The organism is Flavobacterium micromati, assembly GCF_900129585.1.
GTDB classification, from domain to species: Bacteria; Bacteroidota; Bacteroidia; order Flavobacteriales; family Flavobacteriaceae; genus Flavobacterium; species Flavobacterium micromati.
On the sequence record NZ_FQWF01000012.1, the window covers coordinates 105,526 to 123,542 of the forward strand.

An 18,017-nucleotide genomic window follows, 5' to 3' on the forward strand; every position below is an offset into this window, starting at 1 on the left:
TTTCCCCGCACCCTATTTCACATAAAATTTAAAGTACATAATTTTTATCTTTAGAGAATGGATGTTATAAATAAATCTGTATCCGAAAGTTTAAAATTAACTTGTATCTTTGAATGGAAACAAATGGAATTGCAAATGAATAAGTTTGATGTAATATTCTTAACAGAAGCAAGAGAATTTCTTCTAGAAATCGAAGATAAAAGTCGTAACAAAATAATTTTCAATATTGACAAATCGAGAATTAAAATTGACAATGAGTTATTTAAAAAGCTGAGTGGATAAATTTGGGAATTTAGAACATTGTATAATAAAACACATTACCGAATTTTTGCATTTTGGGATAAAACAGAGAAATTTAAATCTAACATTAAAGAATTGCCAAAGCAAACTTTAGTTTTAGCAACTCACGGAATAATTAAAAAAACTGGCAAAGTTCCTGACAAAGAGATTGAAAAAGCAAATAACATAAGATTAAGGTATTTTGAACTTAAAAATAAGAGAAATGAAAAATAAAGAAAATGAATTAGAAATGTTCTCTTTTGACCAAATTAAAGACGAGTTTATAGGAGAATCTGGAACTGCTCAAAGGACTATTTACGAGCAAGAACTTCAAATGGCAATACTTGGAAACTTAATAAAAAAAGTTCGTCTTGACAGAAACATGACCCAAGAAGAACTCGGAAAGTTAATTGGTGTTCAACGAGCACAAATTTCGAAGCTTGAAAACAATACAACTAATGTAACTGTTGAAACAATTTTAAGAGTTTTCAGTGCTTTAAATGCTAAAGTAAATTTTAAGGTCGAAATTTTAGATAGTATCATAAAAATTGCTGGATAAACTAAGTATTGTCAATTACGTCGATTAAACAAGCACTATTCTCAGCTAAATTACTGTAAAACCAAATAAAAAGGAGAATTGGTAAAGGTTTTTGTAGAAAGAAGTTTTGAGCGGATTAAATAATTCTACCCTAACCCCTGCACAGAAGGGGAATTTAAGACCTGCAAGTGCAAACTGGTAGGTCTTTTTTTTGGAGTAAAATGAATAGTTTTTATGGAATCTTATCCCGCTCCCGAGTCTACTGAACGCTACACCCGAGCAAAGCACACTAACGAAGTAATCTTTGTTTGTGGCCATCGCCGACGCGCAGAATTCACTCTTAAATATTAGAGACAAGCGGGTCTCAGGAATTAGTGCGAAAAAAGAGAATTTGTGGTTTGCCGTACATTTATAAATTAAAGGTTTTATTTATGAAAAATAAGCTTATATAAGTTTTTTCGGAATTAAATTATATATTTGGGGAGAAGAAAAAAAAAACAAAGTATGCGCTTATCATTTTGTTTTGGTATCAAAACTGTGTGACATTGGCACTATAAGTAAGTTGGCAAATATATTGACCCACAAAACAGAAAATTATGATAAAAGATGAAATAAGAAGTTTAATTCCTGTTGACAAAGTGTATGTAGATGCTCTAAGTCCTGCAATGAAACAAATCGGTAAATCACTTGAGAGTGTTGCGAAAACTTCTAGATTTTTACTTGCTCCATTTGAATACTTAGCAAAACAGCACGACAGATGGGAAAGATACTTGGAAAAAGTTTCAGAAAGAGTTGATAAAGAAAACTTAATCGAAGGTCATCCTCAAATTGTAATTCCTACATTAGAAGGTTTAAGTTTGACATATGAAAATACTTTACTAAGTGAATTATTTATAAATCTTTTAGCAATATCTATTGACAAATCTAAACAAGATTTGGCTCATCCAGCGTTTCCAAGTATAATCAAACAATTAAGTAGAGATGAAGCAGTAATCTTGTTTTATCTTAAACATAAAAATTATAAAATAAAACAAAAATCAGATTATAATGAAGAGAAAAATCAATTTAAAAATAAAGAAACTCTCTGCGAAGAATTCCCCATGGAAAAACTCGACTTTCCTCAAAATATTTGGATGAATATGAATCATTTAAATAGTTTAAATCTCGCTGGAACTTGGCAAGTTGGTCAACAAGAAGTGATTTATGACAAAGCTACAAAAAGACAAATAGGAGTATTTATAAATAGTGAAAGAAGATTAATGGAATTTGGGGAACTGTTTGCTAATGCCTGTATTCCAAATGACTTTATCGAACTATAAAAGCATCTGCTAACAGCAAATACTCACTGCGTCTGACAGATGAACAATGAACCCGCGGTTGAATCCTCCGCGGCGGGCAAGCTGGAACCGATTACATTCCGTCAACACTATGGAGTTATCGTAAAAATTATTTGAAAGATTATAAGAGGCAAAAATGCCTCTTTTTTTTCAGTTCAATAAACTTGATTTTTTAAAGCGATTTCACTAACTGCGAGGCCTTGATTTCTAAAATCGTTAATGATGTTATAATTCGGCTCAATATCTGTTAAGAGCCATTGTAATTCAATAATGCGAACGCACTCTTTTTCTAACTTTCTAGAACTTCAAGTCCATTTAAGTAACCGTGTAAATAGATTCAAAGAAACAACTTAGTGTCAAAACTGGGTCAACTTTCGGATTTTATAGTTTGTACCGTAAAACCAAGTGCTTCGAGTGAGATGTGTTCTACAAAAGCTTTAATAAAACGCACGAAATTATCTGCGGCAATTATATCTTCTAAACTACTTATTTGTAACTGTTGACAATTGTTCCCGATATATGTTGCATCTTTTAATGTAAAAATTTTCTCGCTTATATCTAAAATAAAATACTATATTTGATGCAAACAAAACGGAAGTTTTTCACAGACTGACGTTGTAGACCTTGTCGCAAAATAACACCAAACAATTAAAAATGAAAAAAAAAATAGTCCTTTTTTCTTTATCAGCCTTCATGTTTTTAAATTCCTGTAATAATTCAGAAAAAAAGCATAAAATAAATATTACGGATTACATTCTAAATATTCCGGAAAACAAAAATTTTGAGGATAAGTATATCATCATTGAGTTTTGGGCAACATGGTGTGGTCCATGTTTGAGTGCAGTTCCTCACATAAACAAGTTACAAGAAAAATATAAATCAAATAAAGAACTAGTTTTTATTTCAATGACTGACGAAAAAGCAGAAAAAGTTCTAGCAACATTAAATAGAATAGAGTTCAAAACGATAGTTGTAAGCGATCAAACCAAAAAAACACATAGAGATTTAGAAGTTGAAAAAAATGGAATAATGGCAATTCCATTAACAGTTCTAATAGATAATAAAGGTGTAATTAAATGGAAAGGGTTACCCGAAGATTTGAATGAACAAAAAATTGACCTATTTTTAAAAGGAGGAAAATTGAATGTAAATAAAACAAAAATTAATACTAAGAACATATCGTTAAAAAACGACTTTTTTGAGAAAGCAATAACAATTATAAAAAATAAAAAAATTGACACAACTTTTTACTTGGTTAAAGCAAAAAATGAAAATTCATCAATGATTGTAAATGGCTTAACAAATGGAAAATATATTGTCCAAAACAAAAAACTTTCTAACATAATTTCTAATTTCACGGATATTCCCGAAGAACAAATTAAAATTTCAGAAAAGTTTAATGACTTAACTTATAATTTAATTTATAAAAATACAACTAATAAAGAATTGCCAAAAGAATTAAAAATAAAAATTTTAAACCGATTAAATCTAAAAGAGAAAATTTACAGAAAAGAAGAGCCAGTTTACAGTTTAAAAATTTCAAATAAATCTAAACTTAAAATCTCAAGGAAAACAGAAAAAAATACAGGACATAATAGCGAAAGTGAAAGTCATTTAATTTCATCAGGCTCCAATATTAATAATTTGATAAGACAAGTAAGTTCTACTTTTAAAATTGTTATTGTAAACAAAACTGGACTTAATGAAAATTACGATTTAATTTTAAGTAAGGAATCACTTGAAAAATTAAATATTGATTTAAGGTCATATGGATTAACACTTGAAAAAAATATGCTAAGTACTAAAATATACAAATACGAATAATAAACTCAGCCTACAACAGCGAGACGTTTGTTGGGTTCGCCGCGACGAACCAACAATGAACCCGCGGTTGAATCCTCCGCGGCGGACAAGCTGGAACCGCTTACATGCAGTCAACACTTTGGAGTTATCGTAAAGTATTGCGAGAGAATTTTAAGAGGCAAGTACGCCTCTTTTTTATTTAAGCGAAACAAAAGTCATTTGTAGCGTGTTTTTTACTTTTTAACAACCAATAAATCAACTATATTTACTCCAAAAAGGTTTGAATAAACCTTTTTGATTTTTAAAATCAATTAAATTAACTGACCATTTAAAAACGAAACCTCTACCAACTAATATTGATTTACAATTATGACAACTGCACAAAAAACAATTTTAATAACTAGTATTCTTGCAATTTATTCTTGCAAGAATTCACAAAGTGTCTTAAATGAGAAAAAAAATACGCAAAATATTGTTTTAAATAACAAAGAAGATCAAGACCTAAAAAAAATACCTGTTCTTAATTTTGGGACTTTTCACATGGGATTAACTAATGATGCGACCACAACAGAATTTGATGAAAATGATAGAAAAAATCAACTGGCTATAAAAGAAATTGCAAAAAAATTATCTGAATTTCGTCCAACAGTAATTATTGTAGAAAGACCTCCAAGCTTTGACAATAGACTCCAAGCCGAGTACAGTGAATATGTTTCTAATCCTAAAATGAAATTCAAAGATCCATCGGAAATTGAATTGTTAGCTTATGAATTAGGACGCATTAGTGGCACTAAAAGAATTTATGGGGTTGATCATAAAATGAGTTACAATTATAATATTGGCAGCGAAATGACAAATTCAATTGACTCTACTTGGCACAATAAATATTATAAAAATCCCTTACAATATTATCCTGATGTTAATATCGATCAGAGTAAGTTGAATTTATTAGAAAAATTAAAAATAACAAATCAGCAGTCTTTTCTAGACTTTTTGATAGAAGTAAACGCAGAAATGCTTGCACATGTAGGTAGTGAAAAAGGATTTGAAGGCGCTGACGAGGCAACAAAATATTATCAAAGAAATATCAGAATGTATTCCAATTTAAATAGGATTCCACTTAATGAAAATGATAGGGTTTTTATTATTTTAGGAGCTAGTCATACCGCATATTTCAAAGATTTTATCCAGAGAAGTCCTAAATTTAAAATGGTAGACACCTTTCAATACTTAAATTAAAAGTTAACAAAAGTAGTTAAAATTAGTGGTATTTGTCACAGCAAATGGAGCATTACAGGTTGTTTTGGCAATACAACGCTGATAGCAATAGAATTGTAAAAATCGTTTAACATCTTTGGGGAATTATCGGTTATACAATTTTTGTATTTGGTTTTTTGATGGAGCTATTTAACAAGCATGGAGCAGCAATCTTTTTAGACATGCAGGGTCATGGGAAATAACTTTTGCTATTTGGTTAATTGTCAAAAGCGGTCAAAATGAAAATCAACGGAACCACTAAAACTACCTAGAAAAAATTGGCGATTCAGTGGTTGAATGATCCCGATGAGACTCGGGATTGTGCTTCGTGGTAAATTCGATGTTGGCTAAAGGTTTAGTACTTCGAAATCATCCGTTTTCGAAAAGTTCCAAAAAAACAAACTTTTATATATTGCTGTAGTGCTTCCCATTCTGCTAACTTATCAGTAATAAAACGATAAATATTTGATATTTAGATTCTTATCATTTACAAATTTATAGTAAATTGAAAAATAACAAATATTTCATATATTTGAATCAAACAACTCAAGATCCCTTTTACTATAAAAATTTAATAGAAAATTATTTCGGATTGTTCGAAAGCTTGAACATAATGAGCAAACTAGAACTAGTTTAAAAATCATTAAAAGCGGAAACAAAAAGAAAAGAAAATAAATTTTATAAGTGTTTTATTAAATTCTCAACGAAAAAAAAGTTCTGATGAAATAAACAAAGAGGTCAAATCAAGCAGAAAATTTAGAAACAAAGAAATTAAAATTCTAATATTATTTATTTGATACTAATATCTAAATCCATTTTGCATGGAAAATTTGAAGTTGACAAAACACTTAAATTAAAAGACTTCAGAATACGGTTTTATTTTAGAAATAACAGTTTTAAAATAAAGGTTTGGTGCTGAAACAATTATGACAACGTAAAATCATATAAATCTGTGGATGTTTTCTTAAAAGGAATTGTAACAATTCCAATCTTTAAATCCAAAAAAAAGTACGCTGAAGAAAAAGTTCTTCTTAATAATCTTGGTCAACGCTGAAATGACGAATCTGATGTATTAATTGGTATTGCCGCCTCTAAAAAAAATTAAAAGTAGTTACTGAAAATACCAAAGATTTTGAAAGGATAAATGACTTTGAAATTGAGAATTAGGTTGTGCGTAAACAACACTTTTACTGATAAGATACGTTTAGTTGCATTCACTTGTTATCAAATTACTAAGTATGATCACAAACAAAATAATTTTGGCCAATAAATAGAGCAATCACCAATCTAAAAAAAACATATTAAGACATTATATTTAGTAGTTTACTACACGCGTGATTAATTAATATATTTATTATCTCAATAGAAACTAACAAACGCTAGCTATGAAATTGATACAAAACAATCTTAAACTTTGCTGCATTTTGTTACTGTTAACATTTTTACAATCGTGTTATTCTGTTCGAATGGTCAACACTAGCGGTGTCCCACAACCCGATCCTATGAATAATGTAGCAGGCTTTTATCGGCATAAAGCGGTAACTAAAATAGACACCGTTATTAAATTAAAAACACTTGAAAAAGAATTCACCTTACTTGAAAAATGCGGTGATCGCGGTTTTCACTCGGTAGAATACAGGAACACTTTTGGAGGTTTATTAAGAAGTGTTTTTTCGTTTGGAAAAAAAAAGACAGTACAAATAAAATATGTGTGTTTAAAAGAGTCCAATTAAATAATATGTTATGGCAAGTACAAAAACGTTTACAATCGGTGAGTGGGATACCTTTCATAATAACGGTCCGTTTCCAACAAAAATGCTACATATTACCGAGTTAGAAGGCAAGGGAAACATGCCTTCAAGCACAGATCGTTACAATGATTGTGCACAAGAAATACAACGCTTAATTCAAGAAGCGCTCAATAATAATGAGGGATTTAGAGCTTACGGTTCCGCTTGGTCTCTATCGGCCATTGCGCACCATAAAGACAGAATGCATTACAATGGTAACATGAATTTAAAAATGACGATCGATGCAGATGACCTCCATGCAAACACTAACTATCATCACAAAAACCTATTTTTTATAGAATGTGGCAATACAATTAAAGAAATTTCTAATTTTTTATCGGCGCATGGAAAATCATTAAAAGCCAGTGGAGCCAGCAACGGTCAAACCATTGGTGGATGCATCTCCACAGGAGTTCATGGTGCTGGTCTAGATGCAGGAGCAGTGCAGGATTTTGTTGTTGGTATTAATCTCATAATTGGTCCAAATAAAAACGATATTGTATATTTAGAACGCCACTCAAAACCTGCACTTAATCAGTTATTCTTACAGAAAATAAATACCAGAATTATTAGAAATGATGATTTATTTAATGCGGCTTTAGTTGGTTTAGGAGGCTTCGGATTTATCCACGGCGTTGTTATAGAAGCAGAAGATCGATTTTTGCTAAAACGTTATGTTAAAAAAATTGATAAGAACATCGCTTTAGAATTAGCTAAGACATTGGATTTTGAAAATTCATCTTTTACAATTCCACAAGAGGTAGATTCTAGTGGCAAAGGCTTGCGGCCTTATCATTACAAAATATTTGTAAATCCTTATCGAAATGACAATGAATATGTAGTAGAACTGATGTATAAAAAAGAATATAAACTACCCTATCCAGATCCATTTCCAAGAATAAAAACAGCAATTTATAAGGATCTTATTACATTATTTACTAAAATAGCAGAGAAATTTCCAAAAAATATTCCTTGGCTAGTAGACCAACTTAGAAACACAATAATGCCTCAAGTCGATGAAGAAGTCACTGGTACTCTGGCAGAAATATTTTGGGATGCGCCACATCAAGGGCCAGCATTTGCTTGTTCGGTTGGTATTGATCATAAAGATTCACCGAAAGCGCTAGAATTATTATCCAAACTTGTCAATGACGAAGGGCCAATTCCTGGAATTTTTGCCATGCGTTTTGTAAAACAATCACAGGCTACTTTAGCTTTTACTAAGTTTACGATAACATGCATGCTCGAAATGGATGGTGTATTATGGGAAAAAACAAATAACATAATAAGCTTAACCGAATTTTCTAAACGGATCATAGAAGTTTTAATGCAAAATGGGATCTTATTTACCATACACTGGGGGAAAAATTCAGATTGGGCCTTTCCTGGGCTTGTTGAGCACATGTTTGGAAACAAAATGAAAATATGGAAAAACTACAGAAACTCATTGCTTTCTGCAGAGTTGGCGCAATTGTTTTCCAACGATTTTTTAGAAATGACAAATTTAGCACAACCAGAAAGTGATATACCGCAAGATTTGATTGTTTCTTTGTAGTGCGGGGATGATTCTTCGTTTGTTGCGAAAAATGCTTTTGAAACATATAATTTTGAACAAGTAAAATCTTTTTGCAATGTAAAGTGAAACATTCATAAAACTAAAAAAATTGACAATTCACAAAAAAAAGAAGAACTTGCGTTATAACTATTATAAAAAAATTTATGATGGTGTGCTTTATTGAAACGAGTAAGTACAATAGCTACTACCGGCAATAATGGAAAATTAATTACCTATTTAAGTCGATCCACAAATACAATAAAGGATAAGTTCAATTTTTAAAATTATATTTTATGACGAGACAAAACTTTTTAAAAACACGATTGTATTGTACAGCAATAATAGCAATTGTAATCTGGTCATTATTAGTTTGGGATCATTTTCATGGAGGTGTGCCCAGCCACCACGTATTGCATCGTGAAGATTTACCGGCGTTTTCTAATTGGTGGGGAGGTTTTTTAATTCCATTACTGACATGGTTCCTATTCTCCCGAATTCAAGGTAGAATCAGCAAAAATAGCGGTTTTGATACTACTATTCCAGCAAATGTGTTTTATGGATTCCTTAGTGCTCTAATTTTTGGAATACTACTTTCTATATTTTTTACAGCTGGATTTGAGGAATTGCCACTTTACATGATTATTGGCCTTATCCTTACTTCACTTTTCTTACCAATTTACCGAGCAGAATGCTTTCTAGGATTTGTTGTTGGCATGATATATACCTTTGGCGGTGTTCTTCCTATTTTGATTGTGTCCATTTTAACTTTAATAGGAGCAATAATGTACCTGATCGTTAGATCCGGCGTACTCTTTATTATATTAAAAGTCTCGAACTTAAAAATCATAAAATAATGGATTACTACAGAACCAAATATAACAGGTATTTGTAAAAATAATCGTTATAAAAAAACCCGTAAACCCTTAAGTGATAAAGAAAGCCTTGGTGTTATTCTCTCCTTAATAATACCTAACGGTCTTTGAAATTACAGTCATGTTTGTGTCAAATCGAGCGCAGTCGAGATTACGAAAGACTTAAAAACAACATTTCCTATTGCATTACAATCATGATCACGTGCTCAACCTGATAAATTTCAATTCTTTTTAATAGTAAGTTCTCCATTTAACTTGCACCGCGGCAAAACATCATTCCTTTCTAGACATTGTGAAATATTTTAAAGCATTCATTTTCATTGCCTTATATTTTTTATCTTTAGCAAATGATGCGTTAGCAAAGTCAAAAGAATCCCTTGCCAATAAGATGTTTTTAATAAATACTAACTTTCATAAAAAACACCAAATGAAAAAAACTATTATAATAACAATGTTAGTGTTGAACTGTGTGACGATTCTTGCTCAAAAATCATTTTTTTATAATCTTACTGCAACACTTCCAACAAATACTGAGGTTACTAAGTTGTACATTGCTTATGAAATTGCAGGTGTGAAATACAAAGACAGTTTAGATTTTACGAAAAAACAACTACAACTAAACAAGATCTTAGCACAGCCAGTTGCAGCATCAATCGCTACTAATAAAAAGACAATTACGCCACTTTCAGTAATGTTAGCAAATAATACTGTATCGGTAATGATAGCTAGCGACACTATTTTTATTAATAAATCTACATTACAAGATGACTTTTCGTATTTGACAAAAAATGACAGGATCCGACCAACATATTTCCCACTTTATGGTGAATTAACAGCAAAAAATGATACTGTAGGCCTAAATAAATTAGGAGTAATTTTTGAAGACCTTAAAAAAGACGATATTAAAACGTCTTTTGACTATTTCAAGGCAAATAAAACCTCTATTTTGAGTTTGTTCTCATTTAATAGGTTTACCACATTTTTCGCAGATTATTCAAAAGTTGCGAACGACTTTGCCCTTTTACCAAGTTGGGCTAAAAACAGCCCAGACGGGAAAAATATTGCCGCTAAAATTGAAGGTGCAAAATCGGCACAAGTAAATACCCCAGCAAAAAAATTCACACAACAGTCTTCAACAGGGCAAAAAATAAGTTCAGACACATTTGAAGGAAAATATATTTTACTTGATTTCTGGGCAAGCTGGTGTGCGCCATGTAGAAAAGAGCATCCAAATTTAATTAAAATTTATGAGGCGTTTAAAGATAAAAACTTTGAAATAATATCTGTTTCTGTAGACTCAGAAAATGATAATTGGCTTACGGCAATTGCAAAAGATAAATTAACGTGGACACAGCTTTCAGATTTAAAAGGACAACAAAATGACATCGCAGTAAAATACGGCGTACAATCGATTCCTACGAATTTTTTAATTGATCAAAAAGGTATAATTATTGACAAAAACCTTACAGGCGAAGCTCTTATTGATAGATTAATTGAATTGCTAGGCAATTAAAGGAATTACTTAGCACCTTTTTTATTCGTTTGAGATTTCCATTTTTAGTAGAAATTTCATTGCCCCGCTATTTTTTATTATTGAGATACATCTCAAAATTAAAAAATTTACGATCTTACTTGCACTTGTACCTTACTTGAGATTTACTGTAGATCATTTTTTGCGTCACTTTTGAGCATGAAACTCTTTACGTATTTTCATATCGATTTTTGATTCTTTATTTGATCAAAATCTTAAAAGTATTGGCTTTATTTTCTATCTTCTTAATGGTGCATTTACAACTTTTTTAGGCCTTGAATTTCTAACTGTAATTGCAAGCCATTTTATAAAACCACTTTTTAGTGCACGACAAATCGATTACATTTACTAAATAGTTAGGATGTTTTGAAACCTTTGAAGGTTTTTAGGGGAGCTGACATTAGCGGTAATTTTGAAAAAAAAGTAAATAAAAGAAAAATTTGACAACGTAAAAAATTCAGGTAATAAGTATATAATATCAAATAAAACAAACAAACAAACAATATGAAAAAAACACTACTAACTTTATCAATGTTACTTGTATTTAATAATTGTATTTCTCAAAGCTTCAAAAAATACGAATTGAGAAGATTAAGTTCCTTTGAGATTGAAACTGAAACAAATGACATCTACCAAACTAAGAACTATCTTGATTTGAAGAATATTTTGGAAAAAGAACAGATACAAAGAACAAGAAAAACTGAAGCAATAATTTTCGCTTCGCTTTCCATTCTAACAACTGCATTTGGAGCTATCACCTATTCAAACTCAAGAAATGCCGAAAATGGAATTGGACAATCAATCGGAACTCTGTTTATGGGGATTGGAGTCGTTAAATCGGGAATTTCGATACGCTTATTTGTATCATCTAATAAAAGAAAAAAACAAAGAGATGAATTAATTGAGTCTTATAAAATACAAAATCCACAAAATTAAAAGATTTACAAAAATAAAATCTATGAAGGGTATCGAATAAACGACTTTACTTTCATCAGCTAGAGGTAGATGCGTTCACCGCGGCGAACTAACTGAGCGATAACGAACGGACGAAGTAATAAATCCGCGGTTGAATCCTCCGCGGCAAACATGCTGGAAAATATTACATGCCGTAAACACTTTAGAGTTATGATAAAATTATCAGAGCAAATTCGGGATAAAGAGATAGAAACACCTCTTTTTTTTGAATTACATTAGTCTACTTTTTTCACGTTACAGTCATTGAAAATCAATTGATTTTGACTCAAAAAAACTCCTCTTTCAAATTACAATAAATAATCTATATTTACCAAAGTCTATTCAAATGAAACTCGAACTATGCAGTCAAGTAAATAGTATAAAAACCGAAATCGAAAGACATTTTATAAACTTAGATAATGACGAAATTAAAAAATATAAGGGAATTACAAAATCTAACGCAGGAAGAATTATCTAATAAATCAGGGATTTCAGTGCGTACCATTCAACGAATTGAAACCGGAAAAGAACCAAAAGGACATACTCTTCGCGTTATCGCAAAAGCATTAGATGTAAAAGAAAAAGAATTAATCGTCAACGAGTCTTACCAAAAATTCACAATAACCGAGCATTGTAAAGAAAATAAGAATGTTGTTTTAATTAACTATTCTCTGCTAAAATTAATAAACCTATCATCAATTCTATTCATAGTCATGCCACCACTTAATATTATAATTCCTGTACTTCTAATGCTTGTATTGAAACAAAAAAACAACTTAACGAAACAGCTTATTTCGGTACAAATTCTCTGGACAATTATAGCACCTATTGTATTTCTTTTGGGCATTTTCATGAAGCTTGGTAAATTATTTACGATGATCCTTCTGATCGTTATTGTGTTGTCTAACATCTTTATTATTCTGCGCAATGCTTTTGAAATAGACAGAAAACAAAAACTATACTGTAAGCTGAATTTCAATTTGATATAAATATTGTCAGGACATTGTCGGGTTATTGTCGTGTTACTTTTTAGGATAAAATAAAAGATTTTATAAGTTTTGTTCCAAAATGAATTCCCAACAAAACCAACATATTCATGACACTTAAAATTATCCTATCGTTCATTACCGCACTTGTATTTATTGGCAATTGTAGTGCGCAATTAGAGTCCAATTCAGAACTCAATAAAATCATCCTTTTAAAAGACAGTTTATTATTTGACATTGGTTTCAACCAATGCAACATCAAACAATTTGAGGAATTATTGAGCGCCGACTTTAAATTTCATCACGACAAAGACGGAATTGCTGATAAATCAAAATTTCTGTTAGACCTAAAAAATGGATTATGCAAAAATCCACAAACCCGACAAGTTTATAGATTTCTAATAAAAGAAAGCACCGAAATTTTTCCACTTTACAAAAATGGAATTCTGTATGGAGCGATCCAGAAAGGCGAGCATACTTTTTCTGAAAAAGGAGAAAATCAATCTGGAATCGCAAAATTCACCCATTTTTGGCAATTAGAAAATAAAGAATGGAAACTGTCGACATCATTTAGTTTTGATCATAAAGTTTTAGAAATTCAAATTGCTGAAAAATCATTTTTTGATGATAATGCTGCAATTGAGAAATGGATAAAAGAAAACAAAGTGCCTGCACTTGGTCTTGGAATTATTGAAAATGGACTACTCAAACAAATAAAAGTATTTGGCGAAATTGTTAAAGGAGTTTCTGCACCTTACAACACTATTTTTAATGTTGCATCATTAACAAAGCCCGTAACAGCTTTGATTGCCTTACGATTAATTAGTTTAGGCAAATGGAAATTAGACGAACCCGTTTATAAATATTGGACAGATCCTGATATTGCCTCAGACCCAAGGAACAAGCTGCTTACGACAAGAATTATTTTGAGTCATCAAACAGGTTTTGGAAATTGGCGCTGGATCGATGACAGCAAAAAACTGAAATTCCAGTTTGATCCAGCAACAAGATACCAATATTCGGGCGAGGGAATGGAATATCTAAGAAAGGCTTTGGAAAACAAATTCCAAAAATCTTTGCAACAATTGGCTAATGAACTTATTTTTCAACCACTTAAAATGTCCGATACTCGCTACGTATGGGACAAAAATGTGGATACAACACGATTAGCTATTGGTTATGACAAAGATGGAAATGCATATAAAACTATTAAGAACGATATGCCAAATGGAGCCGATGACTTACTGACCACAATTGAAGATTACGGCAACTTTTTGATCAGCGTATTGAACAAAGATGGAATTGAAAAGAAAGTTTATGATGAAATGATAAGCAATCAAGTGGCCAGTGGTAAAGGAAAACATTTTGGATTAGGTTTTGAAATTTATGATTTGGGTCACAACGAAATTGCACTATCTCACGGTGGTTCGGACAAAGGCGTTCAAACCATTTTTTTTATTTTGCCAAAAACAAAACAAGGACTTCTGATTTTTACAAACTCAGATACAGGCGTAAATGTTTATAAAAAAATATTGAAACATTATTTAGGCGATAAAGGTCAAAAAATAATTGATATTGAAACAAAATAGAGGCTTTGACTTGGGATTCCCCATACCGCTTTTTAGCGAGCTAGAATTTCAAAAATTAAGCCGCTTTATATCATTGCTCCTTTTTTAGTGGGCAAATTTACAAGTGATTCCATTGCCTTGCACTTAGGGAAATTTGCATCCGAAAATCAACAAAACATTATCGATAACATTTTTTCGTGGCAATCCGTTGCTAGTTTTATTTTGGCACTAGTAATGCTGTTTTGTTTGTTTTTTATCGATTGGCGCACCTTAATCCAAACGAGAAAATTGGCATTTGATTTTAAAATCTTTAATTAAGGTCTGTATGTTTGTTTAACTAAGAATTTGTTCTTTTTATATTTTCAAATAGAAAACAGGCGAATGCTTTAGGTAATTCTATTTCGTCGATATCCAAGTTTGCATGTTAGAGCATTAAAAGTTTAGATCGTACAATATTTATCATTCTCATACAAAACTCTGCTTTCCGACCTTAAAAAAAGCGCAAAGTCAGAGACAGTTGCGCTTTACTATTATTTTGAGAATTCGTTATATTATTTTCCCCATTTTCCACCACCTATGTAAAAACCTAAATGAATACCCAAATAGCTATTTGCGATAGTACCTACTTCAGCACCAGAAATGTTTTGCAAAGTAGATTTAGGTACTAAATTATATTCTAGACCCATTCTGAATTTTCCATATTCAAATCCGCCTCGTACCAAACCTCCAAATTTACCGCTAGCATCTAAACCAACAGTATCATTTGAAGATTGAACGTTGTCAAATTCAACATTTGCTATCGAATAAAATCCTGCTCCTCCTCCAATGTATGGAACAAAAGAACTGCCCGATTTATTAAAATAGTAGTCATAGGTACCAACATAAGATCCGTTTGCCGAAATTTTTGCACTTGTAGATTCTCCCTGAGTGTTAATATCACGAACCATCGCAGCAGCTCCAATTCTTAAACCAACATTCATATTGTCTTTTATGTTGTATTTAGGCTCGATCGAGAATAAAATACCTCCGCCACCATTACTAGGAACTGTATATCCTAAGTCTAATCCAACTCTAAATTTGCCTTCTACTTGAGAATGACCATTTGCAAAAGCCAATACAGCAATCGCTGCTAAAATAATTTTTTTCATGAAATTTCTTTTAAAATTTAAGCTGTAAACATAAATATTTATTTTATATAGAACAATAGAAAAAAATAAATTAAGTAAGCTTTTTAAGTAATATTTTCTGACAAAGTCTTTATTCGCGTTACTAGAATTTGCGTTCAGAAGATCACAATTACAACGGGCGAAAACTATACTATTTAAAATGGCATTTTCTTGTCAGTTCGCGATAAACTCAAGCTAAACAGAAGAGAAAAATAATGATTGCACGAAATGCCAAAAATTACCAATTGCATTCTACGATCTAAATATTATATGTCTTAGTTATTTATCGTACATTACACTTAAAAGTAAGACCATGAAAATAGTATACATAATTCTCGGAATTGCCGCAATAGCCTTCATTGGCGTGCAAATTTTCTTTATGAACGGCCAAAGAAATATTGAAACTTATCCTTACAAAGTCGATAAAAAATATAAGGATTTCGAAATAAGAAGCTATGAAGCCACCTTGTTTACGTCTGTTAATATGTCGGGAAATAAATATAAGGAATCTTCAAGTAAAGGTTTTTCAGTGTTGGCCGGGTATATTTTTGGTGGAAATAAAAAAAATGAAAAAATAGCAATGACCTCGCCAGTGGCAATGTCACTAGGGGATTCGACCACTATGATGTTCATGGTTCCAAAGAAATTCAATAAAGAAACGCTACCTCAGCCTAACGAATCCCAAATTAAATTTCGTGAGGAACCAGCAAAAACAGTTGCTGCAATCAGTTTTAGCGGCTGGGCAAACGATGAAAAGATTGAAAAGTTTAAGCAGCAATTAATTACAGCGTTAAATGCCGAGGGCATAAAGTTTTCAAACCGCTTTTACTTTTTAGGTTACAATGCTCCTTTCGAAGTTTTCAACCGCAAAAATGAAATTATCGTGGAGCTGGAAAATGAGTTGGTCAAAAAGTAAAAATTATAAACTCATAATAAAACCATTTAAAAAATAGGAGAGGAGATTGCATCCCCGTTTTAAATATTTTAAAAATCACTTTCACTTCTAAAAATCCGTTCATTCAAAATCATTTCGGTTTTAAAAGTTTTTTTAGGAGCTCGATCCAGCTATCCGCTATATCTTTTTTATCCCGAACATTTTTCAGAATCCTGAAAAATGTTCAGGATAAAAAAGGATGCCGCTGCTATCTGGGCTAAGGCATCTGTTATTACAAGAATATTTTTTTTAGAAACATTATTAATTTCAGCAATTAAAGGCTATGTACTCCACATGCTGACTAATGCTTCCATTGCGGGTGATAATATACAAAGTACTACTTAAATGATCAGGCTTTTTCTTAGTAGTATAAAACACAAAAACCAAACACTTTGCTCGGTTTTTTTATACTTATTTCTCTTTCTTACTTGCTCAACTTTGTGGGCACAGATTGCAAATCTGCGCTAGCGTTGTCGACATATCCGAGCGGTCTGGGATCTGCTATCGTTTTTTATTTTTTATTTTATTAATAAAATCATCTTCAAATATTTTTATTTTATCACGATATTTATCTCTGTTATCATAAGAAATATCAGTTCTTTTTAAATTAGAATCTAAAATTCCAACTAGTTCAATCCATGCTCCGTCATATTTTTTAGATTGATTTTCATTTAAATTAGTTGTAAAAAAATAATTATATGAATCTTTTCCTAAAGTTACATATCTGGTCTGATCGGCAGTGACTGTGCTTTTTTTTAAATTAATGTGGTTTAACATCTCTCTATCTACTCTTTTTTCTAATTCATTATAAGACATTGAAAACGTATAGGATTCAATCGGATTAGGCTCTTTTGTGAAAAAATATATAAAAGTAAGGTACGAAACTATTATAAAAAAGATTGGTGCAATAATTATTAATAATACTTTATATTTTGTGCTCATAAAAACATGTTTAACATTTTAATTAAAAAAAAAATTATCTCTAAAAAAGAGGAAAAAGACACTTTATTACCATACGACAGGGTTCATTAAAGATTTTTTAGCATTTTCATTTGTCATTTTTATATTTTCTTTTGCTTTTTTAGCTTGTTCAGTAGCGTAAATCCTTGCCTGTTTTTCTTTTACTATTGGTTCAAATGCTTTAATAATTGCATCTGCGCGAACAGCCGTAACTAAAGAAACTTCTTCTCCAGTTTTGACATCTATGCCTCCATTAATAGACTTTTTTGCTACTTTTTTTGAATCTGACAATAACTTTATGTCCGCTGGTAAAGTCTTTAAATCTAAAAGTGCACCTTCAACACCAGCTGCTTCTAATTTATCATAAGAAACATCATGATTAAATGCGGCTAGATCTACTTCATCTACTGGTTCTACACCACTTTCTCTTTGTTTTATTGCTGTTAATTTAGAGACTGATGGGCCAATATAATTACTCTTAAACCAA

General features: G+C 31.2%; 18 protein-coding genes. 15 read left to right on the forward strand and 3 right to left on the reverse strand.

Going from position 1 to position 18,017, the window contains the following annotated elements:
• Positions 1 to 57 precede the first annotated feature (57 nt).
• The 13 genes from BUB42_RS16970 (at position 58) to BUB42_RS13350 (ending at position 14,491) form a co-directional block, all read left to right on the forward strand.
• Positions 58 to 282, forward strand: coding sequence for a hypothetical protein (locus tag BUB42_RS16970; protein WP_396178032.1), 225 nt, complete (start codon positions 58 to 60; stop codon positions 280 to 282).
• A complete protein-coding gene (locus tag BUB42_RS16975; RefSeq protein ID WP_396178051.1) occupies positions 283 to 513 on the forward strand; it encodes a type II toxin-antitoxin system RelE/ParE family toxin in 231 nt (76 codons plus the stop codon).
• A complete protein-coding gene (locus BUB42_RS13300; protein WP_073021232.1) occupies positions 503 to 838 on the forward strand; it encodes a helix-turn-helix transcriptional regulator in 336 nt (111 codons plus the stop codon). Before BUB42_RS16975 ends, BUB42_RS13300 begins: the two co-directional genes overlap by 11 nt.
• Positions 839 to 1,413: 575 nt before the next feature.
• Positions 1,414 to 2,136, forward strand: coding sequence for an Abi-alpha family protein (locus BUB42_RS13305; RefSeq protein WP_073021234.1), 723 nt, complete (start codon positions 1,414 to 1,416; stop codon positions 2,134 to 2,136).
• 672 nt (positions 2,137 to 2,808) lie between these two features.
• Positions 2,809 to 3,978, forward strand: coding sequence for a TlpA family protein disulfide reductase (locus tag BUB42_RS13310; RefSeq protein ID WP_139257388.1), 1,170 nt, complete (start codon positions 2,809 to 2,811; stop codon positions 3,976 to 3,978).
• 348 nt (positions 3,979 to 4,326) lie between these two features.
• A complete protein-coding gene (locus BUB42_RS13315) occupies positions 4,327 to 5,196 on the forward strand; it encodes a DUF5694 domain-containing protein (protein WP_084118350.1) in 870 nt (289 codons plus the stop codon).
• 1,403 nt (positions 5,197 to 6,599) lie between these two features.
• Positions 6,600 to 6,947, forward strand: a complete 348-nt coding sequence (locus BUB42_RS13320; RefSeq protein ID WP_139257389.1) for a hypothetical protein — start codon at positions 6,600 to 6,602, stop codon at positions 6,945 to 6,947.
• Between the two features lie 10 nt (positions 6,948 to 6,957).
• Positions 6,958 to 8,559: an FAD-binding protein gene (locus BUB42_RS13325; RefSeq protein WP_073021240.1), complete on the forward strand. Its 1,602-nt coding sequence runs from the start codon at positions 6,958 to 6,960 to the stop codon at positions 8,557 to 8,559.
• Between the two features lie 293 nt (positions 8,560 to 8,852).
• Positions 8,853 to 9,413 (forward strand): hypothetical protein, encoded by a 561-nt coding sequence (locus BUB42_RS13330; RefSeq protein WP_073021241.1) that lies wholly within the window; start codon positions 8,853 to 8,855, stop codon positions 9,411 to 9,413.
• Positions 9,414 to 9,858: 445 nt separating this feature from the next.
• A complete protein-coding gene (locus tag BUB42_RS13335) occupies positions 9,859 to 10,944 on the forward strand; it encodes a TlpA family protein disulfide reductase (RefSeq protein WP_170857239.1) in 1,086 nt (361 codons plus the stop codon).
• 522 nt (positions 10,945 to 11,466) lie between these two features.
• Positions 11,467 to 11,898: a hypothetical protein gene (locus tag BUB42_RS13340; RefSeq protein ID WP_139257391.1), complete on the forward strand. Its 432-nt coding sequence runs from the start codon at positions 11,467 to 11,469 to the stop codon at positions 11,896 to 11,898.
• Between the two features lie 437 nt (positions 11,899 to 12,335).
• Positions 12,336 to 12,905, forward strand: coding sequence for a helix-turn-helix domain-containing protein (locus BUB42_RS13345; RefSeq protein ID WP_073021254.1), 570 nt, complete (start codon positions 12,336 to 12,338; stop codon positions 12,903 to 12,905).
• A 107-nt stretch (positions 12,906 to 13,012) separates the two neighbouring features.
• Positions 13,013 to 14,491 carry a serine hydrolase domain-containing protein gene (locus BUB42_RS13350; protein WP_073021256.1) on the forward strand — a complete coding sequence of 493 codons (1,479 nt, stop codon included), beginning with the start codon at positions 13,013 to 13,015 and terminating at the stop codon, positions 14,489 to 14,491.
• A gap of 530 nt (positions 14,492 to 15,021) precedes the next feature.
• Here the strand turns inward: BUB42_RS13350 and BUB42_RS13360 are convergent.
• The gene (locus BUB42_RS13360; protein ID WP_073021260.1) at positions 15,022 to 15,618 is read right to left on the reverse strand and encodes an OmpA family protein; all 597 of its coding nucleotides are present in this window, start codon (positions 15,616 to 15,618) and stop codon (positions 15,022 to 15,024) included.
• Positions 15,619 to 15,949: 331 nt separating this feature from the next.
• Between BUB42_RS13360 and BUB42_RS13365 the strand changes: the two genes are divergently transcribed.
• Both BUB42_RS13365 and BUB42_RS16500 read left to right on the forward strand, forming a co-directional pair.
• Positions 15,950 to 16,552: an SOUL family heme-binding protein gene (locus BUB42_RS13365; protein WP_073021262.1), complete on the forward strand. Its 603-nt coding sequence runs from the start codon at positions 15,950 to 15,952 to the stop codon at positions 16,550 to 16,552.
• Positions 16,553 to 16,750: 198 nt separating this feature from the next.
• Positions 16,751 to 16,915 carry a hypothetical protein gene (locus BUB42_RS16500; RefSeq protein WP_170857240.1) on the forward strand — a complete coding sequence of 55 codons (165 nt, stop codon included), beginning with the start codon at positions 16,751 to 16,753 and terminating at the stop codon, positions 16,913 to 16,915.
• A 156-nt stretch (positions 16,916 to 17,071) separates the two neighbouring features.
• Here the strand turns inward: BUB42_RS16500 and BUB42_RS13370 are convergent, their stop codons facing one another.
• Both BUB42_RS13370 and BUB42_RS16840 read right to left on the reverse strand, forming a co-directional pair.
• Positions 17,072 to 17,512: a hypothetical protein gene (locus tag BUB42_RS13370; RefSeq protein ID WP_073021264.1), complete on the reverse strand. Its 441-nt coding sequence runs from the start codon at positions 17,510 to 17,512 to the stop codon at positions 17,072 to 17,074.
• A gap of 66 nt (positions 17,513 to 17,578) precedes the next feature.
• A complete protein-coding gene (locus tag BUB42_RS16840) occupies positions 17,579 to 17,998 on the reverse strand; it encodes a hypothetical protein (protein ID WP_262987409.1) in 420 nt (139 codons plus the stop codon).
• Positions 17,999 to 18,017 lie beyond the last annotated feature (19 nt).